At 67.4% G+C, this 22,244-nt stretch carries 28 protein-coding genes; 15 read left to right on the top strand and 13 right to left on the bottom strand.

The window, feature by feature from the left end:
* Positions 1–8 precede the first annotated feature (8 nt).
* Positions 9–1,349 (top strand): sigma-54-dependent transcriptional regulator, encoded by a 1,341-nt coding sequence (locus DFR39_RS18595; protein ID WP_133605341.1) that lies wholly within the window; start codon positions 9–11, stop codon positions 1,347–1,349.
* A 5-nt stretch (positions 1,350–1,354) separates the two neighbouring features.
* Complete coding sequence (locus tag DFR39_RS18600; protein ID WP_133605342.1) at positions 1,355–2,719, top strand: sensor histidine kinase; 1,365 nt, start codon at positions 1,355–1,357, stop codon at positions 2,717–2,719.
* Positions 2,720–2,748: 29 nt separating this feature from the next.
* Here the strand turns inward: DFR39_RS18600 and DFR39_RS18605 are convergent, their stop codons facing one another.
* Both DFR39_RS18605 and DFR39_RS18610 read right to left on the bottom strand, forming a co-directional pair.
* Positions 2,749–2,967, bottom strand: a complete 219-nt coding sequence (locus tag DFR39_RS18605) for a hypothetical protein (protein WP_133605343.1) — start codon at positions 2,965–2,967, stop codon at positions 2,749–2,751.
* A 136-nt stretch (positions 2,968–3,103) separates the two neighbouring features.
* Positions 3,104–3,466 carry a translation initiation factor Sui1 gene (locus DFR39_RS18610; protein WP_133605344.1) on the bottom strand — a complete coding sequence of 121 codons (363 nt, stop codon included), beginning with the start codon at positions 3,464–3,466 and terminating at the stop codon, positions 3,104–3,106.
* A 61-nt stretch (positions 3,467–3,527) separates the two neighbouring features.
* On the opposite strand from DFR39_RS18610, the gene chrA reads away from it, so the two are divergent.
* Positions 3,528–4,865 (top strand): chromate efflux transporter, encoded by a 1,338-nt coding sequence (chrA, locus tag DFR39_RS18615; RefSeq protein WP_211343909.1) that lies wholly within the window; start codon positions 3,528–3,530, stop codon positions 4,863–4,865.
* 4 nt (positions 4,866–4,869) lie between these two features.
* Here the strand turns inward: chrA and DFR39_RS18620 are convergent, their stop codons facing one another.
* Complete coding sequence (locus tag DFR39_RS18620) at positions 4,870–5,826, bottom strand: tRNA dihydrouridine synthase (RefSeq protein WP_246030895.1); 957 nt, start codon at positions 5,824–5,826, stop codon at positions 4,870–4,872.
* Between the two features lie 170 nt (positions 5,827–5,996).
* On the opposite strand from DFR39_RS18620, the gene DFR39_RS18625 reads away from it, so the two are divergent.
* Complete coding sequence (locus tag DFR39_RS18625) at positions 5,997–7,523, top strand: BCCT family transporter (RefSeq protein WP_133605346.1); 1,527 nt, start codon at positions 5,997–5,999, stop codon at positions 7,521–7,523.
* Between the two features lie 101 nt (positions 7,524–7,624).
* Positions 7,625–7,840: a hypothetical protein gene (locus DFR39_RS18630; protein WP_133605347.1), complete on the top strand. Its 216-nt coding sequence runs from the start codon at positions 7,625–7,627 to the stop codon at positions 7,838–7,840.
* A 28-nt stretch (positions 7,841–7,868) separates the two neighbouring features.
* Here the strand turns inward: DFR39_RS18630 and DFR39_RS18635 are convergent, their stop codons facing one another.
* Both DFR39_RS18635 and DFR39_RS18640 read right to left on the bottom strand, forming a co-directional pair.
* Positions 7,869–8,387: a M48 metallopeptidase family protein gene (locus DFR39_RS18635; RefSeq protein ID WP_133605348.1), complete on the bottom strand. Its 519-nt coding sequence runs from the start codon at positions 8,385–8,387 to the stop codon at positions 7,869–7,871.
* Entirely contained in the window at positions 8,384–9,088 is a 705-nt protein-coding gene (locus tag DFR39_RS18640; RefSeq protein ID WP_133605349.1) for a DUF502 domain-containing protein, read from the bottom strand. The genes DFR39_RS18635 and DFR39_RS18640 overlap by 4 nt, the downstream gene beginning before the upstream one ends.
* A gap of 81 nt (positions 9,089–9,169) precedes the next feature.
* Here DFR39_RS18640 and DFR39_RS18645 point away from each other — a divergent pair, with 81 nt between their 5' ends.
* The 3 genes from DFR39_RS18645 to DFR39_RS18655 all read left to right on the top strand — a co-directional run bounded on the left by DFR39_RS18645 (position 9,170) and on the right by DFR39_RS18655 (position 10,545).
* Positions 9,170–9,580 (top strand): 2Fe-2S iron-sulfur cluster-binding protein, encoded by a 411-nt coding sequence (locus DFR39_RS18645; RefSeq protein ID WP_133605350.1) that lies wholly within the window; start codon positions 9,170–9,172, stop codon positions 9,578–9,580.
* Positions 9,581–9,689: 109 nt separating this feature from the next.
* Complete coding sequence (locus tag DFR39_RS18650) at positions 9,690–10,280, top strand: 1-acyl-sn-glycerol-3-phosphate acyltransferase (RefSeq protein ID WP_133605351.1); 591 nt, start codon at positions 9,690–9,692, stop codon at positions 10,278–10,280.
* The gene (locus DFR39_RS18655; protein WP_133605352.1) at positions 10,273–10,545 is read left to right on the top strand and encodes a VF530 family protein; all 273 of its coding nucleotides are present in this window, start codon (positions 10,273–10,275) and stop codon (positions 10,543–10,545) included. Before DFR39_RS18650 ends, DFR39_RS18655 begins: the two co-directional genes overlap by 8 nt.
* Positions 10,546–10,567: 22 nt before the next feature.
* Here the strand turns inward: DFR39_RS18655 and minE are convergent, their stop codons facing one another.
* Genes minE through minC form a run of 3 tightly spaced genes read right to left on the bottom strand, consistent with a single transcriptional unit; the run spans position 10,568 to position 12,567 of the window.
* Positions 10,568–10,831 (bottom strand): cell division topological specificity factor MinE, encoded by a 264-nt coding sequence (gene minE / locus DFR39_RS18660; protein ID WP_133605353.1) that lies wholly within the window; start codon positions 10,829–10,831, stop codon positions 10,568–10,570.
* A 22-nt stretch (positions 10,832–10,853) separates the two neighbouring features.
* Positions 10,854–11,666: a septum site-determining protein MinD gene (minD, locus tag DFR39_RS18665; RefSeq protein ID WP_133605354.1), complete on the bottom strand. Its 813-nt coding sequence runs from the start codon at positions 11,664–11,666 to the stop codon at positions 10,854–10,856.
* A gap of 49 nt (positions 11,667–11,715) precedes the next feature.
* Complete coding sequence (gene minC / locus DFR39_RS18670; protein WP_133605400.1) at positions 11,716–12,567, bottom strand: septum site-determining protein MinC; 852 nt, start codon at positions 12,565–12,567, stop codon at positions 11,716–11,718.
* Between the two features lie 762 nt (positions 12,568–13,329).
* Between minC and metG the strand changes: the two genes are divergently transcribed.
* From metG to DFR39_RS18685, 3 genes are all read left to right on the top strand, one after another.
* Positions 13,330–15,375 (top strand): methionine--tRNA ligase, encoded by a 2,046-nt coding sequence (gene metG, locus DFR39_RS18675; RefSeq protein WP_133605355.1) that lies wholly within the window; start codon positions 13,330–13,332, stop codon positions 15,373–15,375.
* 111 nt (positions 15,376–15,486) lie between these two features.
* On the top strand, positions 15,487–15,690 hold the full coding sequence (locus DFR39_RS18680) for a DUF3460 family protein (RefSeq protein WP_133605356.1): 204 nt from the start codon (positions 15,487–15,489) through the stop codon (positions 15,688–15,690).
* Positions 15,691–15,744: 54 nt separating this feature from the next.
* On the top strand, positions 15,745–16,590 hold the full coding sequence (locus DFR39_RS18685) for a segregation and condensation protein A (protein ID WP_246030897.1): 846 nt from the start codon (positions 15,745–15,747) through the stop codon (positions 16,588–16,590).
* 78 nt (positions 16,591–16,668) lie between these two features.
* Here the strand turns inward: DFR39_RS18685 and DFR39_RS18690 are convergent, their stop codons facing one another.
* Positions 16,669–17,403: a response regulator gene (locus DFR39_RS18690; protein ID WP_133605358.1), complete on the bottom strand. Its 735-nt coding sequence runs from the start codon at positions 17,401–17,403 to the stop codon at positions 16,669–16,671.
* 171 nt (positions 17,404–17,574) lie between these two features.
* Complete coding sequence (locus tag DFR39_RS18695; protein WP_133605359.1) at positions 17,575–18,204, bottom strand: ParA family protein; 630 nt, start codon at positions 18,202–18,204, stop codon at positions 17,575–17,577.
* Positions 18,205–18,332: 128 nt separating this feature from the next.
* On the opposite strand from DFR39_RS18695, the gene DFR39_RS18700 reads away from it, so the two are divergent.
* Positions 18,333–18,764, top strand: coding sequence for a DUF1841 family protein (locus DFR39_RS18700; protein WP_133605360.1), 432 nt, complete (start codon positions 18,333–18,335; stop codon positions 18,762–18,764).
* 60 nt (positions 18,765–18,824) lie between these two features.
* Here DFR39_RS18700 and DFR39_RS18705 read toward each other — a convergent pair whose 3' ends face one another.
* The 3 genes from DFR39_RS18705 to flgA form a co-directional block, all read right to left on the bottom strand.
* On the bottom strand, positions 18,825–19,238 hold the full coding sequence (locus DFR39_RS18705) for a hypothetical protein (protein ID WP_133605361.1): 414 nt from the start codon (positions 19,236–19,238) through the stop codon (positions 18,825–18,827).
* A 79-nt stretch (positions 19,239–19,317) separates the two neighbouring features.
* The gene (gene flgM / locus DFR39_RS18710; RefSeq protein WP_211343910.1) at positions 19,318–19,650 is read right to left on the bottom strand and encodes a flagellar biosynthesis anti-sigma factor FlgM; all 333 of its coding nucleotides are present in this window, start codon (positions 19,648–19,650) and stop codon (positions 19,318–19,320) included.
* A gap of 90 nt (positions 19,651–19,740) precedes the next feature.
* A complete protein-coding gene (gene flgA / locus DFR39_RS18715) occupies positions 19,741–20,529 on the bottom strand; it encodes a flagellar basal body P-ring formation chaperone FlgA (RefSeq protein WP_133605363.1) in 789 nt (262 codons plus the stop codon).
* 147 nt (positions 20,530–20,676) lie between these two features.
* Here flgA and flgB point away from each other — a divergent pair, with 147 nt between their 5' ends.
* From flgB to DFR39_RS18730, 3 genes are read left to right on the top strand one after another with little or no spacing between them, the layout of a single operon-like run.
* Positions 20,677–21,090 (top strand): flagellar basal body rod protein FlgB, encoded by a 414-nt coding sequence (gene flgB, locus DFR39_RS18720; protein ID WP_133605364.1) that lies wholly within the window; start codon positions 20,677–20,679, stop codon positions 21,088–21,090.
* Between the two features lie 20 nt (positions 21,091–21,110).
* Entirely contained in the window at positions 21,111–21,527 is a 417-nt protein-coding gene (flgC, locus tag DFR39_RS18725) for a flagellar basal body rod protein FlgC (protein ID WP_133605365.1), read from the top strand.
* 24 nt (positions 21,528–21,551) lie between these two features.
* Positions 21,552–22,196 carry a flagellar hook assembly protein FlgD gene (locus DFR39_RS18730; RefSeq protein ID WP_133605366.1) on the top strand — a complete coding sequence of 215 codons (645 nt, stop codon included), beginning with the start codon at positions 21,552–21,554 and terminating at the stop codon, positions 22,194–22,196.
* Positions 22,197–22,244 lie beyond the last annotated feature (48 nt).

Below are 22,244 nucleotides of genomic sequence, written 5' to 3' on the forward strand. Positions count from 1 at the left end.
GGCCCCCAATGCGCACCGTCCTGATCATTGATGACCATCCCGGCGTGGGTGAGGCCCTGTCCCTGCTGCTTTCGCTGCACGATATCCGCCCCCTGGTGGCGCTGGACCCGGCACAAGGCCTGACCCTGCTGGCGCAGGAGCCGGTGGACCTGGTGATCCAGGACATGAACTTCAGCGCCGACACCACCTCCGGTCAGGAAGGTGAGTCCCTGTTCCGCGCCATACGCGCCGCCCAGCCCGACCTGCCGGTGATACTGCTGACCGCCTGGACCCATCTGGCCAGCGCCGTGGCCCTGGTCAAGGCCGGCGCCGCCGACTACCTGGCCAAGCCCTGGGACGATGCCAAGCTGCTGGCCACGGTAGAGAACCTGCTGGAACTGGCCGAGAGCAGCCGCGCCGCCCAGCAGGGCCGGCGCGAGCGTCAGCAGCGCCGGCAGGCCCTGGCCCAGCGCTACCGCCTGGAGGGCCTGGTCTGCGCGTCCGAGGCCTTGCTGCGCTGCCTGGAGCTGGCCTGCCAGGTGGCGCGCGCCAGCGCCCCGGTGCTGATCACCGGCCCCAATGGCAGCGGCAAGGAGCGCGTGGCGGCCATCGTGCATGCCAATTCCGCCGTTCAGCGCGGGCCCTTCGTGGCGGTGAACTGCGGCGCCCTGCCCGGCGAGCTGATCGAGGCCGAGCTGTTCGGCTCGGATGCCGGCGCCTTCACCGGCGCCCACCGCGCCCGCGAAGGCCGCTTCGAAGCGGCTGATGGCGGCACCCTGTTCCTGGACGAGATCGGCAACCTGCCCCTGGCCGGACAGATCAAGCTGCTGCGCGTCTTGGAGACCGGGCGCTTCGAGCGCCTGGGCTCCAGCCGGACCCAGGAGGTGAAGGTGCGCGTGCTCAGCGCCACCAATGCCGATCTGCGCGCCATGGTGAAGGCCGGCAGCTTCCGCGAGGATCTTTACTACCGGCTCAATGTGATCGAGGTGGCCCTTCCGGGCCTGGCTGAGCGCCGTGAGGACATCCTGCCTCTGGCCGAGCATTTCCTGGCCGGCCGTGCCGCGCTCAGCGAAGGGGCGCGTGCGGCGCTGCTGGCCCATGGCTGGCCGGGCAATGTGCGGGAGCTGAAGAACGCCATCGAGCGCGCCGCCCTGCTGGCCCAAGGCGCCGCGATCACGGCCGAGCTACTGGCCCTGCCCCCGCCGAATGGCCCGGCCGGCGCCCTGCGCAGTCTGGACGAGCCCAGCCGCGAAGCCGTGCTGGGCGCCCTGGCCGAGTCGGGGGGCGTGGTCAGCCGCGCCGCCTCGGCCCTGGGCCTCTCGCGCCAAGCCCTGTACCGGCGCATGGAACGCTACGGCATCGCTGGCTGAACCGCATGCTGCATCGCCTCAACAGCCTGCGCATGCGCCTGGCCCTGGGCCTGGCGACCATGGGCGGTGCCGGCCTGGCGCTGCACGCGGCGCTCAGTGTCTGGCCCTTGCCACAGCTGCTGAAGCTGGCAGGCCACCCCACGCCGGCCCCCTGGGGCGGCACGGCGCTGACCCTGACCGGCCTGGCCCTGCTGCCCCTGGCCTGGTGGCTGGCCGGCACCCTGACCGCGCCCCTGAGCCGCCTGCTGCGTGCGCTGGAAGGCGCTGTACTGAGTTACCACGATGGCGAGTTCGGCAGCTCCGTTGCGGCCCAGGCGCCGGGAGCCAGCACCGAGATGCTCAGCCTGATGCGCCTGCACAGCGAGCTGGGCCAGGCCTTGCGCGAGCAGCGCCAGCATCTCGCGCAGCGCGAGCTGCTGCTGGACACCGTGGTCCAGAACACGCCGGTGGCCCTCCTGCTGAGCGACGCCAGCGGCCATGTGGTCTACACCAATATCGCCGCCCGGCAGTTGCTGGCCGAGGGCCGCAGCCTGCAGGGCAGTCACCTTGACCGCCTGCTGGAGCGCGCCCCCGCCGCCCTGCGCGAAGCCATGGAGGGCGGCGAGGACGGGCTGTTCAGCGTGGACATCGAGGGCACCGAGGAGCGCTTTCATCTCTCGCGGCGCCAGTTCCAGCTGCAGGGCCGGCCACACCGTCTGCACCTGCTGCGCCGCATGACGCGCGAGCTCTCGCGCCAGGAGGTGGCGAGCTGGAAGCGGGTGATACGTGTGATCAGCCACGAACTGAACAACTCCCTGGCGCCCATATCCTCCCTGTCACACAGCGGCGCCGAGCTGGCGCGGCGGGGTCAGACCGAGCGACTGCCCCAGGTTTTCGCCAGCATTGGCGAACGCGCCGCCCATCTGCACGACTTTCTGTCGGGCTATGCCCAGTTCGCCAAGCTGCCGGCGCCCCAGCCGGGAGTGGTCGCCTGGGCCCCGTTCCTGGAGCGCCTGGCGGCGCACTACGCCTTTGTGCTCGAAGGCGAAGCGCCCACCGATCCCGGCCGCTTCGACGCCGCCCAGATCGAGCAGGCCCTGATCAATCTGCTCAAGAATGCCCACGAGTCGGGCGGCAATCCTGCCGATATCCGGCTGCAGATCCAGTCGCCGCGGGGCCGGGAGCTGCGTCTGGAAGTGCTGGACCGGGGCCCGGGCATGAGCGAGACGGTGCTCGCCCAGGCCCTGCTGCCCTTCTACTCCACCAAGCGCAGCGGCACCGGCCTGGGCCTGGCCCTGGCGCGCGAGATTGCCGAAGCCCATGGCGGTCGCATCACGCTGGCAAACCGCAGCGGCGGCGGCCTGGGCGTGAGCCTCATCCTGCCACGCTAGGGCCGCGGCACATGTTGTGGGCGCGGGCCTCAGTCCGCTCGCCGGTGCAGCTCGGGCGCAGCATAGTCACGCCCCACGACGGCGCGGGCGTAGAGATAGTTCTCCCGCGCCCGCTCGCTGAGCGCATCCAGTGGCACACGGCCACGCTCGTCACAGGGAAAGGCCAGGGCGCGACCGGCATCAAACAGTGACTGGAAGCGCAGCTCGTAGCGGGAGGCCAGGGCCGAAGCGGTGGCAGCGGTTTCCATGATGGGCTCCTCAAGCAGCGGGTGGGATTGGAACCAGACTAGGCGAGCCCAGGGCCGCTCCGCCGTGCAAAGGTCTCATCCACCATCCGCAGCCCCCGTGGCCATGGGAGGGTCTGCGCAGAATGTCACGCCGGCCTCAGCCGCCCACGCGCTTGACCTTGTGGCCGGCGGCCGTGAGCCGGGCCATCAGCGTGTCCACATGGTCGCCCTGCACCTCGATCACCCCGTCCTTGACCGTACCGCCCGAACCGCAAGCGGCCTTGAGCTGCTTGGCCAAGGCCGTCAGGGCCGCATCGTCCAGGTCCAGGCCCCGCACCAAGGTGACGCCCTTGCCCTTGCGGCCCTTGGTTTCGCGGCTGACCCGCACGATGCCGTCACCTGCGGGACGGGCTTTGGCCAGCTGCTTGCACCGGCACTGGGCCAGGGACTGGCCACAGTCCGGGCAGAGGCGGCCGGATTCGGTGGAGTAGACGGGGCGGCTGTCGCGGGCATGCTGCATGGACGCTATTGGACCGCATCTGTGCGATTGGCCGACATGCGGCCTCGCTATGCTGCACGCCATGAGCAACTTGCCCGACCACGACCGCGCGCCCCCTGCCCCTCGCTTTGGCGAGGCCCTGCGCTTCTGGTTCAAGCTGGGCTGCATCAGCTTCGGCGGCCCGGCCGGCCAGATCGCCCTGATGCATGAGGAGCTGGTGGTGCGCCGACGCTGGATCAGCGAGCGCCGCTTTCTGCATGCCTTGAACTACTGCATGCTGCTGCCCGGCCCCGAGGCCCAGCAGCTGGCCACCTATATGGGCTGGCTGCTGCACCGCGCCCGCGGCGGCATTGCGGCCGGGGCGCTCTTTGTGCTGCCCTCGCTGCTGCTGCTGATTGCCCTGTCCTGGCTCTACATGGCCTATGGGCATACCGGCTGGATGAGCGCCCTGTTCTACGGCATCAAGGCCGCCATCACCGCCATCGTGCTGCAGGCGGCCTGGCGACTGGGACAACGGGTGCTCAGGCGCGACACCCGCCTCTGGACCCTGGCGGGGGCGGCTTTTGTGGCCATCTTTGCGCTGCAGCTGCCCTTCCCCCTGATCATTGCCGCGGCCGCCCTGCTGGGCTGGCTGTGGCGCGACAGACTGGCACCCACGGCGGGCGGCCATCCGAGCGCCGGCGCGCCAAGTCCGGGGCTCGCCGTGATCGATGACCACAGCCCGCCGCCGGCTCACGCGCGCTTCAGTCGCCGCCGCCTGGGCTGGCAGCTGCTGGCCGCCGCCCTGCTCTGGGGCCTGCCCCTGCTGACGCTGTGGAGCCTGCCCCTGCTGCCGCAACTGGGGCTCTTCTTCAGCAAGGCTGCCTTGCTCACCTTTGGGGGGGCCTACGCGGTGCTGCCCTATGTGTTCCAGGGCGCGGTGCACCAGCACGGCTGGCTGAGCGCCGGCCAGATGATGGACGGCCTGGCCCTGGGCGAAACCACGCCGGGCCCGCTGATCATGGTGCTGGCCTTTGTGGGCTTTGTGGCCGGCTGGCAAGACCCGGCCCTGCTCGCGGCCCTGCAGGCTGCCCCCTGGGTGGCGGGTGCGCTGGCGGCCTGCGTGGTGACCTGGTTCACCTTCCTGCCCTCCTTCGTCTTCATCATGGCGGGCGGGCCACTGGTGGAGTCCACCCACGGCAATCTGCGCCTGAGCGCGCCGCTGACGGCGATCAGCGCCGCGGTGGTGGGCGTGATCCTGAATCTGGCCCTGTTCTTCGCCTACCACCTGCTGTGGCCGCAGGGCTTTGCGGGCAGCTTCGAAGCCCCGGCCGCCTTGCTGGCCCTGGGCGCAGCCGCGGCCCTGATCTGGGCACGGCGCGGGGTGCTGGAGGTGCTGCTGGTCTGCGCCCTGCTGGGCTGGGTGATGAAGGCCGTCTGAATGCTCAGGCCGCGCGGGCCCAGTCCGACTCGGCGGCGCCGAAAAGCGCCAGTTCGAGCTGCTGAGGGTCGTTCACCGTGCGCAGGCGCTGGTAGGCCTCCTCGGCCTCGGGGTAGCGGCGGCGCAGATAGTGCAGCCACTGCTTGAGCCGCCCGGCCTGGTGGCGCGGTGCCACATGCTGGCGCACCTGGGCCCAGAAGCGCTGCATCAGGGGCAGCAGCGCCGCCCAGGCCAGGGGCGGGGCCTCGGGACGGGCAATGGCCAGGGCCAGACCGGGATCGGCCACCATGCCGCGGCCCAGCATCAGATGCTCGCAGCCGGACTCGGCACGGGCGCGCTGCGCATCCTCGACGGTCCAGATCTCCCCATTGGCCACCACCGGAATGTCCAGGGCCGCACGCAGCGGCGCAATGCGGTCCCAGAAGGCCGGTGGCTTGTAGCCCTGGGCCTTGGTGCGGCCATGCACCACCAGCTCGCTGGCCCCGGCGCTGGCAATGGCCTGGGCGCAGTCCAGGCTGCGCGACTCGCATTCATAGCCCAGGCGCATCTTGGCCGAGACCGGGATATGGGCCGGCACCGCGCGCCGCACCGCGGCCACGATCTGGTGGATCAGCTCCGGCTCGTCCAGCAGCACCGCGCCACCCCGGTGGCGGTTCACGCACTTGGCCGGGCAGCCGAAATTCAGATCGATGCCCTCGGGCGCCAGCGAGGCCAGTCGCGCCGCGTTTTCGGCCAGGCACACGGGGTCGGAGCCCAGCAGCTGGGCGCGCACCGGCACGCCCGCGGCGGTGCGGCTACCCTGGCGCAGCTCGGGCACGATGCGGGTGAACACACGCGCCGGCAGCAGCTGGTCGGTGATGCGTATGAATTCGGACACGCAGCGGTCTATGCCGCCCACTTGGGTCAGCACATCGCGCAAGATGTGATCCAGCAGGCCCTCCATGGGCGCCAGCAAGAGCATGAGAGGCCTTATCCTCGGTCGTTCGCAAAAGGGCGCAGAGCATAGCCCAAAGCTCCACAGAGCCTGTGGACAAGTCGGTGCAAGGCCTGCGCAAAATGCACGCAAGTGCCCGTTGGACGAAGACTTTTCCTGAATCGCCCAAAAATGAGGCATCACGACTAGGGAGTTCCATGCAACTGATCGTCGCCGCCCTGACCATTGCCGCCCTGGTGCTCTGGGGCCTGTTTGACCCGGCCGGCATGGCCGGCTTCTTCGACGGCGCCCTGGCCCAGCTCACCCGCAAGCTGGGCTGGCTGTATCTGTGGGTGGTGCTGGGCCTGGTGATCGCCAGCCTGCTGCTGGCCTTCGGTCGCACCGGCCGCCTGCGCCTGGGCGGCGAGGACGAGGAGCCCGCCTTCTCGCGCGGGGCCTGGTTCGCCATGCTGTTTGCCGCGGGCATGGGCATAGGCCTGGTGTTCTGGGGAGTGGCCGAGCCCATCTCGCACTACCTCAAGCCGCCGCCGGGGGTGACGGCCCTCACGCCCGAGGCCGCCAATGCGGCCATGCGCTACAGCTTCTTCCACTGGGGCCTGCATCCCTGGGCGGTGTACAGCATGGTGGGCCTGGCCATCGCCTTCTTCCAGTTCCGGCGCGACAGGCCCGCCCTGATCAGCTCGGTCACCGCCAGCCTGCCCTGGCGCTGGGCGCCGCGCCTGGGCCCGCTGGTGGACACCCTGGCCCTGGTCGCCACGGCCTTTGGCGTGGCCGCCTCCCTGGGCGTGGGGGCCTTGCAGATCAATGCCGGTCTGGCCCGGCTCTTCGACGTGCCGGTGGGCCTGAGTGCCCAGCTCTCCATCATCGCCGTGACCACGGCCCTGTTCCTGATCTCGGCCGTGACCGGGGTGGAGCGCGGCGTGAAGTGGCTCTCCAGCGCCAATCTGCTGCTGGCCGCCGGCTTGGCCCTGCTGGTCTTCGTGCTCGGGCCCACGGTGGCCATCATCGACAACCTCAGCAATGCCCTGGGCAACTATCTGAGCGAGCTGCTGCGCATGAGCCTCCGCATGACGCCCTTCCGCGACAGCGCCTGGGTGAGTGACTGGACCATCTTCTACTGGGCCTGGTGGATCAGCTGGTCGCCCTTTGTGGGCGTGTTCATCGCCCGCGTCTCGCGTGGCCGCACCATCAAGGAGTTCGTGCTGGGCACGGTGCTGGCGCCCACGCTGGCGGCGGCCCTGTGGTTCTCCATCTTCGGTGGCACGGCCCTGCATATGCAGATCTTCGGCGGCCTGCCGATTGCCGAGGCGGTGAGCCAGGATGTGGCCACGGCGATGTTTGCCGTTTTCGACGCCTTGCCCGGCAGCACCTGGCTCAGCCTCGCGGCCACGGTGCTGGTGCTGGTCTTCTTCGTCACCTCGGGCGACTCCGCCACCCTGGTGCTGGCCACCATGAGCAGCGGCGGCCGCGCCGATCCGCCCGCACCGCTCAAGCTGCTCTGGGGCCTGCTGGTGGCGGCCATTGCCGCCTGCCTGCTGGGCGTGGGGGGCATCAAGGCCCTGCAGACTGCCACCATCGTCTTCGCCCTGCCCTTCACCGGGGTGCTGGTGCTGCTGGCTATTGCCCTGTGGCGGGCCGCCCAGCATGACGAGCAGGCGCTGACCCGCGAGGAGAAGCGGCTGCAGGCCCGCATGCGCCATTTGCTGCCACCGGAAGCACAATGACGCGCGATCAAAGTCCGCCAAGGGTCAGGTCTTGATCTCACCGGCGCCGGGCAGCGCTCAGAGGACGTAGACTGCCCGGCCACATAAAGGGAGAACAAGACATGAAGGGAAAGTACGACGACATCGTCGAGGCGGTGTGCCAGCAGACGCAAGCCGAGCTGGTATCGCTGATGATCGTCAACGGCGAGCGCGGCTCCGGCCTGAGCGTGGCGGGCGTTCTCGGCAAAGACGCCCCAGCCGACCGCCGGGCCCAGGTGGCCAAGGCGCTGCGCATGACGGCCGACATGATTGAGGGCCAGGGCGCGGCGACCAACTAGGCAGAGCCTGCGCAGGACAAGCGCGCGCTCAGGCCGGCGGCGCCACCGCCCCCAGCTCCCGCTGCGTCAACCACAGTCGCAGGTCGAACTCCAGCTGGCCGTAGCGCGGCTCCATATGCTCGCAGAGCTGGTAGAAGGCCTTGTTGTGTTCCAGCTCGCGGATATGGGCCAGTTCGTGGACCACGATCATGCGCAGGAAGTCGGCCGGGGCCTCCTTGAAGAGTGTGGCCACGCGGATCTCGCGCCGGGTCTTGAGCTTGGAACCCTGCACCGTCTGGGCCCGGGTGTGGGTGCCCAGGGCGTGCTGGATGACCTTGAGCTTGGCGTCGAAGCAGACCTTGTTGAGCGGCTCGGCATTGCGCATGAAGCGCTGCTTGAGGGCCTGGGTGTAGTCGAACAAGGCCTTGTCGCTGCGCACCTCATGACCTTCGGGATAGCGCTCGGCCAGATAGGGCCCCAGCCGGCCCGCCTCGATCAGGCCCTGCACCTGGGCCAGCAGGGCCGGAGGGTAGCCACTGAGGTACTTCAGCGCGGGAGCGCTGCTCATCGCGGCGCCTGGGGCGTCGGGGTGCCTGGTTTGCGGCCCAGCACCTCGGGCGAGGTCACGCCCATGGAGACATAGAGGCTGGTCAGGCCTTCCACCCCGATCTCGGCCGGGCGGACCCAGCTGCTGGGCAGATACAGCAGGCCGCCGCCCACGGGCACGGGTGCGGTGGGCACGATGACGGGGACATAGTCCACGCCCTCGATGTTCACCGGCTCGGAACTGGACAGCAGGCCCAACACCAGGGCGCCGCCCTCAGGCTTGACCCCGCCGAAGTGACACCACACCGGCGTCATGGCCCGCACACCGGCCTCGTCGCGCTTGGACATCATCTCCACCATGCGCCGCAGCAGGTCGTAGATGGTGCCCACCACGGGAATGCGGGCGATGCGCTCCTCCAGCCAGCCGCGCAAGCGGGTCTGCAGCTGTGCCTCGACCAGCAGGCCCAGCAGGTAGATGCCCACCAGCACCAGGGCCAGCCCCAGCAGATAGGCCAGGCGGGCGGAGTCCGTGAGTTGCAGACCCAGCTGGCCCAGGCTGTGCCCCAGCCAGCTGCCCGGTCCGATGAACTGCAGCAGCAGGGAGACCACCCAGCCCAGCAGGGCCAGCGTGGCCACCAGGGGCAATAGCGTCAGGGAGCCGGTAACGAAGGTGCGCAGCAGATGGCGGCGGGCCGAAGCGGCGATGGGGGCGACGGGCGTCATGAAGGCAATGAGTCGATAAAAACTGCGGGGCAGGTGCGGATGCCGCGCCGGTGCGGCGCGCGAAGCGGGCATCATGCCAGCATGCACAAAGACTTGGACCCGGGCAGCGCCACGGCGGACGACTTCCGCCTGGAAATCGCGCCCCAGGGCTGGCAGCTTGCCTGCCGGCCCGACCAAACCCTGTTGCTGGCCGCCCTGGCCGCCGGGGTGCGCCTGCCCCACTCTTGCCGCAACGGCACGTGCCGGGCCTGCATGAGCCGACTCACCCAGGGCCGCATTCGCTACCGCATTGAGTGGCCCGGCCTGCTGGCCGAGGAGAAGGCGCAGGGCTGGATCCTTCCCTGCGTGGCCTATGCCTGCGAGGGGCCCCTGCAGCTGCAGGCCCCTCAGGCGCAAGCCCTGGCGCCCCGGGAGGCGCCGCCGGGCACACTATCCCCGCCGGCTGTGGACAAGTCCGTGCATAGCACGCGGATGGAGGACGCAAGTGATTGATTTCTCTGGCTTTGATCTGGATTGCCCGAAAAACGGGCAGAGCTTTGGGACAATCGGGGCTTCGGCCTGACGCCACGGCGTCTTGAGCTCCCCTCCCCCCCAGGTCCCCATGCATCGCACCATCTTCACGACGCCCGGCGTCAACACCCTGCTGCGCGCCTTCTCGCGCGGCTTTCTCAAACTCCGCGGCTGGAAGCTCGACGGCGCCCTGCCGCCGGGCCAGCCCAAATGTGTGCTGATTGCCGCGCCCCACACCAGCAACTGGGATCTGCCCTATACCTTGATGGTCGCCTTTTCCCTGCGCCTGAACATCTACTGGATGGGCAAGCAGCAGATTTTCCGCTGGCCCTTCGGCCCGGTGATGCGCTGGCTGGGTGGCATCGCGGTGAACCGCGAGCAGTCCAACAATCTGGTGGCCGCCTCGGCCGCGGCCCTGGTGGCGGCGGACGGCCCGGTGCAGCTGATCGTGCCGCCCGAGGGCACACGCAGCAAGACACGCTACTGGAAGACGGGCTTCTACTGGATCGCCCACACGGCCCAGGTCCCCATCGTGATGGCCTATATGGACTACGAACGCAAGCTCAGCGGTTTGGGTCCGGTGTTCAGGCCCACGGGCGATGTGGAAGCCGATATGCGCGAGATCAAGGCCTACTACGCCCAGTTCAAGGGCAAGAACTGGCGCCAGTTCGACCATGGGTGAGGCCTCCGCGCCCGCGCCGGCCCGCCCCAGCAAGGACCCGCTGCAGGGCAAGACCCTGGAGATGATCGTGAGCGAGCTGGCCGAGCACTTCGGCTGGCAGGAGCTGGGGCAGCGCATCGCCATACGCTGCTTTCAAAGCGATCCCAGCGTGGCGTCGAGCCTGAAGTTCCTGCGCAAGACACCCTGGGCCCGCGCCAAGGTGGAGAGCCTCTACCTCTTCATGCGGCGCGAGCAGGTGCGCCGCGGCCCGGGCCGCGGCGGCTGAATCGGCTGCAGCGACAGAGGGGTCAGGCCTTGCCGGGCTCCGGCAGCTCGATCTTCACTTCAAGCACTTCGAGGTTGCCCTCGCGCTCCATATGCACCTTGATGTCGCCGGGGTTGATGGCGACGTACTTGGAGATCACCGCCACCAGCTCACGCTGAAGCTGGGGCAGGTAGTCGGGGCTGGAGCTGCGACCATTGCGCTCATGCGCCAGGATCAGCTGCAGGCGCTCCTTGGCGACGCTAGCGGTGTTCTTTTTCTCGCCGAGAAAGAAGGACAGGAATCCCATCTGGCTGCCTTTTCCTTTCTGCTCAACGGCCGAACAGGCGCTTGAAGAAACCGGGCTTGACCGCCTCGATGAAGCGCATGGGCTTGTCCTCGCCCAGGAAGCGCGACACCACATCGGCATAGGCCTCGGCCACATCCGTGCCCTTCATGTGGATGGCAGGCAAGCCCTGGTTGGAGGCCTGCAGCACGGTCTCGCTCTCGGGGATCACGCCGATCAGCGGGGTGCGCAGGATCTCGTGGATGTCCTCCAGCGAGAGCATCTGGCCACCTTCCACGCGGTTGGGGTTGTAGCGCGTGATCAGCAGGTGTTCCTTGACGGGTTCCTTGCCCTCGATGGCGCGCTTGGTCTTGCTGTTGAGCATGCCCAGGATGCGGTCCGAGTCGCGCACCGAGGAGACCTCGGGGTTGGTCACCACCAGGGCCTCGTCGGCATAGTGCATGGCCATCAGCGCGCCAGTCTCGATGCCGGCCGGCGAGTCGCAGACGATGTAGTCGAACTCCATGGCCTTGAGCTCGTCCAGCACGCGCTCCACGCCCTCTTGCTTGAGCGCGTCCTTGTCGCGGGTCTGGGAGGCGGCCAGGATGTAGAGCTTGTCCAGCTGCTTGTCCTTGATCAGGGCCTGGGCCAGCTTGACCTCGTCGTTGATCACATTGATCAGGTCATAGACCACGCGGCGCTCCACGCCCATGATCAGGTCCAGATTGCGCAGGCCGACGTCGAAGTCGATCACGCAGGTCTTGTAGCCGCGCATGGCGAGGCCCGTGGCGAAGCTGGCGCTGGTGGTGGTCTTGCCCACCCCGCCCTTGCCGGAAGTCACGACAACGATCTTGCTCATCGATTCAGGTCCTCAGAAAAATTGGGTACTGCACAGAAATTGTTCGGGCTCAGGTCTTGAGCGGGTCCATGACGAGCTTCTCGCCCTCCAGGCGCACCTGGGCGGGCTTGCCCAGCACGGCGTCGGGCAGCGGGTTCTCGGTGGTGCGGTAGATGCCGGCAATGGCGATCAGCTCGGCCTCCAGACTGGCGGCGAAGATGCGGGCCTCGGTATTGCCGCGCGCGCCGGCGATGGCCTTGCCGCGCAGCGGGGCGTAGACATGGATATGACCATCGGCAATCACCTCGGCGCCATGGCTCACCAGGGCCAGCACCACCAGATCACCCCCCTTGGCATAGACCTGCTGGCCCGAGCGCAGGGGCTTGTCGATGACCAGGGTGCGCGGCGCCTCGGCCGGCACTTCCACCGGCACCGGCCGCTCCACCACCACCTCGCGAATCACCTCGCGCACCACCTCCTGCACCCGAGGCTCGGCGCGCGGGGCCGGGTCCACATCGGGCGCCTCGGCCAGCCCCTGCTCCAGCGCCCGGGCCAGCAGGTCGGGGCCGGCGCCGGTCACGGCCACCGGCTGCATCCGGTAGGCGCGCAGCAGCGACAGCAGGGCCACCAGATCCAGGACCGGCTCGGCGCCCAGACCCAGTTCGCCCTGGGCCGCCTGCGAGGCGGGCGCGACAGGCTGCGGCAACTGGGAGAAATCGATCAACAAGGGCTCGCGGTCGAAGACCTCGGGCGTGCTGCCCAGACGCTGCTGCAGTTCGGCGGCCAACACCGCCAGATCGGCGGTCTTGAGCTGCAGCACCAAAAGGCCCAGGGTGGCACTCTTGAGCTCGAAGTGCTCCTGCGCGCGCGCTGAAGCCTTGCTCCCGGTCTGCCGCCCCGGCACTCCCTCGGCCTGGTTCATCAGGCCCTCAAGGGCCGCTTGTTGCTGCGTCATTAGCGTTGCTGTGCTGCAAAGTTCACGATTTTAGCGGTCCGCGAAGACGCGCTCTTCAGCATTGGCCCCAGGGAGACCCGCGCCAAAGCCCGCCCAAAAATGAGGCACCCCAAGTCCAAACATTACAAATCAAGGACTTGGGTGCGCTATTGAAGACTGCTTCACAAGCTTGTCCACAAGCACGGTGAATAGGCTGGGCGGGCCTCCCTAGGTGTGCGACTTTTGCACATCGGGTCTTGACTTATCCCCATTTCCAGCGCAACGAGAGCCCGCCGCACTTGAGCAGGGCCACGTGTTGCGCCGCAGCTCCTCGTTTTCCCGACGAATTCCTAAGTTGTTGATTTATATAAGTCTTTGTTGAGTGCCCAAAAATGCAGCAAGCCAATGCATCTGCCCATGCCACAAGGCTTTAGACGGCTCCGAACCCGCTTCTCCACAAAGTTATCCACAGAAGCAGTGGATAGCCCGGCTGGCCTATACAAATCAAAAACTTAAGCGCAGACCTTAAGTCATTCTTGAACTTCCGAAGCTAAGTGAAGCCATGCGTATCAGCCTGATGCGCTCGACATGGAAACGACTTGGGCCATCGGGGGCGACAGGCTTGAACGCCGGGCCGCTCCAATCACCTGGGCCCGCCGTCCTGCGTCTATCACTCGGCGCCAGCCCCTAAAATCCGCGATTCTGCGCAGCGCCGCTCCCGGCGCCGCCGAACTTCTGCGATCGCCCCACATGACCCGCAAGCTCTTCGTCACCACCGCCCTGCCCTACGCGAACGCCAATTTCCATATTGGCCACATCATGGAGTACACCCAGGCCGATATCTGGGTGCGCTTCCAGCGCATGATGGGTCAGGAGGTGCACTTCGTCTGCGCGGACGATGCCCACGGCGCGCCGATCATGATTGCCGCCGAGAAGGCCGGCAAGACGCCGCAGCAGTTCGTGGCCGATATCGCGGCGGGCCGCAAGCAGTACCTGGACGGCTTCCACATCAGCTTCGACAACTGGCACTCCACCGATGGGGCCGAGAACCACGAGCTCTCGCAGACCATCTACAAGGCCTTGCGCGCCAATGAGCTGATCTCGGTGAAGACCATCGAGCAGTTCTTCGATCCGCAGAAGTCCATGTTCCTGCCGGACCGCTTCATCAAGGGCGAGTGCCCCAAGTGCGGCGCCAAGGACCAGTACGGCGACAGCTGCGAGGTCTGCGGCGCGGTCTACACGCCCACCGAGCTGAAGAACCCCTTCTCGGTGCTGACCGGCGCCACGCCGGTGATGAAGAGCTCGGAGCACTACTTCTTCAAGCTCAGCGATCCGCGCTGCGTGGAGTTCCTGGAGCAATGGACTCAAACTCCGGGCCGCCTGCAGTCCGAGGTGCTGAACAAGATCAAGGAATGGTTCACCAAGGACGAGGAAGGCAATGGCGGCCTGGGCGACTGGGACATCAGCCGCGACGCGCCCTACTTCGGCATCGAGATCCCCGACGCGCCGGGCAAGTACTTCTACGTCTGGCTGGACGCGCCCATCGGCTACCTAGCCTCGCTGAAGAACTACTTCGCCAAGACCGGCCGCGACTTTGATGCCTTCATGGCCGACCCGTCCGTGGAGCAGGTGCACTTCATCGGCAAGGACATCACCTACTTCCACACCCTGTTCTGGCCGGCCATGCTGCATTTCAGCGGCCGCCGCACACCCAACCATGTGTTCGTGCACGGCTTCCTCACCGTCAACGGCGGCGAGAAGATGAGCAAGAGCCGCGGCACCGGCCTGGACCCGCTCAAGTACCTGAGCTTGGGGCTGAACGCCGAGTGGCTGCGCTACTACCTGGCCGCCAAGCTCAACAGCAAAGTCGAGGACCTGGACTTCAACCCCGAGGACTTCGTCGCCCGCGTCAACTCGGACCTGGTGGGCAAGTACATCAATATCGCCTCGCGCGCCGCCGGCTTCCTGACCAAGCGCTTCGAGGGCCGGCTCTCGGCCGATGTGGGCGTGGAAGGCTGCGCCCTGCTGGACGGCCTGCGCGCCCAGGCCGGCGCCATTGCCGAGCTCTACGAGACCCGCGAGTTCGGCAAGGCCCTGCGCGAGATCATGCTGCTGGCCGACCGCGTCAACGAGTATGTGGACCAGAACAAGCCCTGGGAGCTGGCCAAGCTCGAAGGCAGGGACCAGGTGCTGCAGGATGTGTGCTCCGTCTGCATCGAGGCCTTCCGCCTGCTGTCCATCTACCTCAAGCCTGTGCTGCCGGCCCTGGTGGCACGTGTGGAGAGCTTCCTCAAGGTGGAGCCCCTGCAGTTCGCCGATGCGCAGCGCGCCCTGGGTGCCCACCAGATCGGCGCCTACGAGCACCTGATGCAGCGCGTGGACCCCAAGCTGCTGGAAGCCCTGTTCGAACCGCCCGCCGCGCCCAAGGTCCTGCCCGGCGGTGAAGACCTGGCCCCCGAGATCAAGATCGACGATTTCACCAAGGTGGATCTGCGCATCGCCAAGATCCTCAAGGCCGAGCATGTCGAAGGTTCGGACAAGCTGCTGCGCCTGACCCTGGATGTGGGCGAAGGCAAGACCCGCAATGTCTTCAGCGGCATCAAGAGCGCCTACAAGCCCGAGGATCTGGAAGGCAAGCTCACGGTGATGGTGGCCAATCTGGCACCGCGCAAGATGAAGTTCGGCCTCAGCGAAGGCATGGTGCTGGCCGCCAGCCACGCCGACGAGAAGGCCCACCCCGGCATCTTTGTGCTGGAGCCCTTCCCCGGCGCCCAGCCCGGCATGCGGGTGCGCTGAGCTGACACCGCTACGGCTTGACCAGCCATGATCGCCACAGGCCGGCCCCTCACGGGCCGGCCTGTAAAATTCCCGGCTTGCGAGCCGCAAGACTCTTTGTTGAAGCACACCATGCCTTTGTTCTGGAAGCCCTACAAGTCCGACGTCACGAACTTCATCGATGAGCTGAAGGCCAAGAAGCCCTCGCTGGAAGCCGAGCAGCGCGCCGGCCGTGCCCTGCTGTGGGACAAGCCGGTGGACCGCCAGAACCAGGCCGACTTCCGCGCCGCCCGTGTGGCCCAGCAGGCCTACGTCTACCAGACCAAGAGCGACTAAGCCCCGGGCCTTGCGGACCTGCCCAGCGGAACCCACCGCGTGAGCGATCCCGCCCTGCTGGTGCCTGAGCTGCCTCCCGAGTCCGGTGAGGCGGCCCAGGTGTTGCCGCAAACCGTGGATGGCGTGGCCGTGGCCCGCCTCTATGGCGAGCCACTCTTCACCCTGCCCCAGGACCTCTACATCCCGCCCGAGGCGCTGGAGGTGTTTCTGGAGGCCTTCCAGGGCCCGCTGGACCTGCTGCTCTATCTGATCCGGCGGCAGAACTTCAACATCCTGGACATCCCGCTGGCGGACGTGACCCGCCAATACCTCAGCTATGTGGAGCAGATCCGCTCCAGCAATCTCGAGCTGGCCAGCGAATACCTGCTGATGGCGGCCATGCTGATCGAGATCAAGTCGCGCATGCTGCTGCCACCCAAGAAAACCGAGGACGGTAGCGAGCCCGAGGATCCGCGCGCCGAGCTGGTGCGCCGCCTGCTGGAGTACGAGCAGATCAAGCTGGCTGCCGCCCGCCTGGATGCCCTGCCCGTGCTGGGCCGCGACTTTCTGCGGGCCCAGATCCATATCGAGCAGTCGCTCACGCCGCGCTTCCCCGATGTGGAAGTGGAGGATCTGCGCCAGGCCTGGCTGGACATCCTCAAGCGCGCCAATCTCAAGCAGCACCACAAGATCAGCCGCGAGCAGCTCTCGGTGCGCGAGCATATGAGCATCGTGCTGCGCCGCCTGCAGGGCCAGCGCTTCGCCCTCTTTGAAGACCTGTTCGAGGTGGACCGCGGCCCCCAGGTCCTGGTGGTGACCTTCATCGCCATGCTGGAGCTGGCGCGCGAGCGCCTGCTCGAGATCACCCAGGCCGAGGCCTTCGCCCCCATCTACGTGCGCCTGGCCTACGCGCCGAGCTGAACTACAGCCCCATCAAGCACAAAGCCCGAGGAACCGGCCGGCTCCTCGGGCTTGATCAATGGTGCGAGCCCGGGGCGATCAGGCCGGCGAGCGCCAGGTGGAGAACTGCGCGTCCGGCTGGCGCTGCAGCATCTGGCCCACGGCCAGCACGGCCTGGGTGCGCGAACTCACGCCCAGGGCCTTGAGCACCGCGGCCACATGGTCCTTGATGGTTTCCACCGACACCCCCAGCTCGCGGGCGATGATCTTGTTGGGCTTGCCTTGCAGCAGCAGGGCCAGCACATCGGTCTGGCGGGGGGTCAGGGACAGGCCGTCCAGGCTGCCCGGGGTCTGAAAGCCCGGCGCGCTGGCCGCCTGCTGGATCTGCTGCAGACGCGGATTGCCAACCACGGTGGGCACCGGCTCCGACGGCACCTCGTGACCCAGGCTCATGGGCGGCACATAGATGCCACCCGACATCACCAGCTTGAGCGCCTGGGACAGCATCTCGGTGCTGCTGCGCTTGGGCACAAAGCCCATGGCCCCCTGGTCGATGGCGCGTATCACATCGCTGGCGCGGTCCGAGGCCGAGATCACCACCACGGGCAGGGCCGGATAAGCGGCACGGAACTCGTCGAGCACATCGAAGCCGCTGGCATCGCCCAGCTGCAAATCCAGCAGGACCAGGTCGAACTCCTGGCTATCCTTCAGCAGACGGCGGGCCGCGGCGGCACTGTCCGCACCGATGACCTGGACGTCGTCGCCCAGGCCCTCAATCACGGTTTGCAGGGCCGACAGGATCAGCGGGTGATCATCAATGAGCAGTACTTTCATGCTCGGCCCCTCTTTGTTATGTAGCGCAATGCTCGGTCTTATTCATGACTACCGGGCCGCATCATAGAAGAAGGCCTGCACCGGGCGGCACACCCCTCATGGGTGATAGCCCCCTCGGATCAGTTCGCAATGCAAACAAATCAAGCCACTGGCGCGTCGACCCGCCATGCCTCAGCCCAGCCAGGCCAGCAAGTTCTGCCATTGCGCCAGGTCGCGCTCGACCCGGCCGGGCGTCACATCCCACAGGCTGAGCCCTCGCGCGGCGAGCTGCACATAGTTCTGCGTATCGCGCAAGGGCCCCAGAACCGGCAGGTCCAGGCCCTGCACAAACTGCTGCAGTTGCTGGGCCGATAGCGTGCCTTCCCGCGTTCGCATGGCCACCAGGGCCAGCGAAGGGCCCCGCCCGGTTTGCCCGCGCAGCGTCTGCAAGGTCTGCAGGAATGCATAGCTGGCCTGGATGTCAAACAGGCTGGGCTGCAGGGGAATGAGCAAGCGGTCGGCCAGCCCATAAGCGGCAGCAAGGCGTTTGCCATGCAAGCCGGCAGGCGTATCCAGCACCACATGACTGACACCCTTGGGTGGCTTGGCCAAGGTCTTGCCCTCGGACTTGCTCAACTCCCAGCCGCGAATACTCGGCAGGCCCGCGGGCCGCTGAGCCAGCCACTGGCGCGAGGACTGCTGGACATCCAGATCACCCAGCATGACCGCATGCCCCTGCCGGGCCAGATAGCCGGCAATATTGGTAGCCAGGGTGGACTTGCCCACCCCACCCTTGGGATTGGCGATCATGATGACGGGCATGAGTCGGTCTCTCGGATAGGCAATACCAGGCAGGCTGCGGCCCCTGGCGCGTGGATGGGCTGATGGTAGCGACACCGGCGCGCGCCGCCTATCGCCCGCCCATGTTCCGGGGCTGCGACAATGACGCCATGTTCGCCCCCTCTCAAATCGAGGTGCGCCGCTTCTTCTGCGCCACCTACCGCAAGCTGCGTGATGGCAGCCCCCTGATTCCGATGGAAGCCCTGGCGGCCCGCTGGATCGAGGAGCACCCCGAGTACCACGCCGAGCTCGCCGACGAGGAAGCCGCGGTCCATGCCGTCTACACGGTGGAAGAGGGGCGCACCAACCCCTTTCTGCATCTGTCCATGCACCTGACCATCAGCGAGCAGCACTCCATCGACCAGCCCACCGGCATACGCCAGGCCCTGGATCTGCTGGCCGCCAAGCGCAACTCTGCCCATGAAGCCCAGCATGCGGCCATGGACTGCCTGGGCGAGATGATCTGGGCCTCGCAGCGCAGCGGCCTGCCACCCGACGGTCACGCCTACCTCGACTGCGTGCGCCGCAAAGCCACCTCCTGAAAAGCAAAAGCCACCCTGGGGTGGCTTTTCTGGCTGCGTGGCGCGAAACCCGCGCGCGCTTCAGGCTTGGTAGGACCCGCCGCCCAAGGTCTTGCGCTCGCTCTTTCCCATGGCCGAGTACAGGCCGGTGGCCTCGCCCGGCATCAGCACGTCGATGGCGCGGTCCAGGGCTGCGGTCGCACGTGCCAGCGACTCGCGCTGCGCCGCCACACGCCCACCGGCCTGAACCAGGCGATGACGCAGATTGGGCGGAACCTGCCCGGCGCGGGCCGCTTCGCTGAACATGGCAATCGCCTCGGCCAGGGCCTGGTGCAGTGCGCTGGCGTGCAACTCGATGGCCTGGGTGTCCCGGCGCAGCAAGGCCTCGCCCAGCAGATTCAGGCAGCTTTCGACGGCCAGCAGCGGCTGCTCCAGGGTCTGACCCAGGGCCACATTGGGCGCGTCATTGATATCGGTGGGGGGCAAGGCGTGCATAACGGTATCCGCCGCAGGCGTTGATCTCGTTCGGCTGAAGGGCTGCTCGTCCGGCTTCCGGTCAGGCCGGGAACCGTCCTCAGTGCGGTGTGGCTCGGGCCAGCATTTCCTGTGCATTGGCGATCAGCTTGTCGGCGATCGCGTCGGCATTGATGCTGAAACGGCCCTCGGTGATGGCTTGGGAAATGCGCCCCACCTTCTCGGCGTCGAAGCTGCCCTCCTCGGCCACGCCGGACAACATGGCACTGGCGGTGCTGGACAGTTTGATCTGGGCGCTGGCATCCGGGGCCTTGCCGGCCACGGCGGGTGCCTGGCGCGCGCCACCACGAGGGGCTTCGGCTGCGCCATTGGTCCCGACCGGCGTCGAGGCCAACTTTTCGGGGCTGTTACCGATTTTCATGCTGATCTCCAAAGCTCGGGACGGTCCGCAAACCGCCCTGGTTGCTCGGTGTATCGACCCGTTGCGCCGGGACTTTAGGGAATTCCACGGACCAAGGCCTGCTCATAGCAAAACCTCCACACGCCGCTCGCCGACCGCGCGCCCCGTGACGGTGCGCCCGTTCTCAAAGCGAACTCTCACATTCTGCCCGTCAAAGCCAGGCTCCAGGGCCTGGGCCTCGCCGCTGACCGCATAGCCGCGGCCACTGGCCAGGACCTGGACGCGCTCGCCCACGGCAAACCAGCGCCGGGCCTTGAGATCGCTGCTGCGCACCGCCTCACCGGGCACCAAGGGGCGCTGCAGGCTGCGTCCTTCGAGCAAGCCGGTATCCAGAAAGACCTGCCCCATCTCGGCGGCGATATCGACTTCGGCCGTCTGCAGCAGGGCGGCGCTGAGCGTCGTGCCAGCCGGCAAGGCCTGAGCCGCCACCACCGCACGCGCATGCACCATCACTTGCACCGGCAGGGTGACATTCCAGCGGGCGCCGCTGGGGCCGGTTCGAGCCCCGTCCAGGCAGCGCAGGCCGATGCGGGTCTTGCCCCACATGCGCTGCCCCTGCGGCAGATAGGGCTGGACCTCGCGACAAGGCGCCAGCCGCAGCCGGCTGTCCAAGGCCCCCAGTTGCACGCTCACCCGAGCCCCCTGGGGCGCACCGGCCCTGGCGCCCGAAAGCGCCAGCTCCTGCACATGCCCCACCAGCTCCGCCGGCAGGTCCGCCGCGGCTTCGCCCGGCAGCGACGCGCACAAGCCCGCCACCGTCAGCAGCAACACCCCGCTTGCCAGGGTGGGCCGCCGACTCTGACGGCGCTGCGTGGCATGCACGGCAGCGGGAGCTTGGGCGTTTTGATCCATGGCAGCCACTGTAGACGCCCCGCCCCCTCCGGTTTGTGCCGAAATGCACAGCAAAGCCCATGCTTTTCCCGCTCATGTTTTCCGGACCGCCCAACACAATCCCATCCAATCGCCCAGGCTGCCAGCGCTGTATGGAGGGCCCACATCATGATCAACCGACTGACCAATGCACTGAACTTCCAGGCCCAGGCCCTTAGCCTGCGCTCGGAGCGCCAGCGCCAGCTCGCCAGCAATATCGCCAATGCCGACACCCCGGGCTATCAGGCCCGGGACATGGATTTTGCGCGGGCCTTGCGTGAAGCCACCGGGTCGGCAGCCGTGCCGGGTGCGCTGAATGTCACCGCCAAGGGTCATATGGCACCGCTGGCCGGCGCCCGGGCCGATCACGAGAAGCTCTACGCCAGCTCCGCCCAGACCAATCTGGACAGCAACACGGTGGACATGGACCGGGAGCGCGCCAATTTCGTGGACAACACCGTCAAGTACGAAGCCACGCTGCGCTTCATCAATGGCAGCGTGCGCACCACGCTGGATGCGATGAAGTCGCACAACGCGGCCTGACGCCACCGGGAGCCTGAATCATGTCCATGTTCCAGATCTTTGGCATCTCCGGCAGCGCCGTCAGCGCCCAGAGCCAGCGCCTCAATGTGGTAGCCAGCAACCTGGCCAACGCCGACACCGTGGCCGGCCCCGATGGGCAGGCCTACAAGGCGCGCCAGACCGTGTTCCAGACTGCCTTGCTGGGCGCTGGCAACAACCTGGGCACGGCCGGCGTGCGCGTGGCCCAGATCACCGAGGACCAGAGCCCCGGCCGGCGCGTGCACGACCCCAAGCACCCCCAGGCCGATGCCGATGGCTATGTGACCTACAGCAACGTCAGCAGCGTGGAGGAAATGGTCAACATGATCTCGGCCTCGCGCTCCTACCAGAACAACGTCGAGGTGATGAGCACGGCCAAGAACCTGCTGCTCAAGACCTTGCAGATGGGCCAGTCCTGAGCGGACTGAAGCGGAGCCACCCCCATGGACGTCACCAGCCTCAACCAGACCCTGAGCGGCGGCAAGTCGCCGGCCGTGAGCAAGAACGCGGTTGAAACCCAGGACCGCTTCCTCAAGCTGCTCGTCGCCCAGATGCGCAACCAGGATCCGATGAACCCGCTGGACAACGCGCAGGTGACCAGCCAGATGGCGCAGATCCAGACCGTGTCCGGTATCGCCACCCTGGACAAGTCCATCCAGTCCCTGAGCAGCCAGTTCGGCCAGATGCTGCCCCTGCAAGGCGCGACCCTGCTGGGTCGCCAGGTCAGCGTGCCGGGCAACAAGCTCTCCACCAGCGAGGCCACGGCTCGCGGCGCCTACGAGCTCAGCAGCCCGGCCGACCGCGTCAAGCTCGAGGTGCTGACCCCTGCCGGCACGGTGCTGGACACGGTGGAACTCGGTGCCCAGGGCAGCGGCCTGCAGCGCTTCGAGTGGAACACCGAAAAGGGCAAGGCCTACCCCGAGCTCGCCTTCCGCATCACCGCCACCAAGGGCAGCAGCACGCTCAGCAGCAGCACCTATGCCGTGGACAAAGTGGCCTCCATCGGCAGCAGCGCCACCGGCACCCTGCAGCTGCAACTCGCCCGCCTGGGCGTCATCGATTACGGCAGCGTCAAGTCGATTGACTGAGCCGACGCGCCCCACCCCACGCCACTGAACGCCCCGTCCGAGGATTCA

The sequence above is a fragment of the Roseateles asaccharophilus genome (assembly GCF_004362405.1).
Taxonomy (GTDB): Bacteria; Pseudomonadota; Gammaproteobacteria; order Burkholderiales; family Burkholderiaceae_C; genus Kinneretia; species Kinneretia asaccharophila.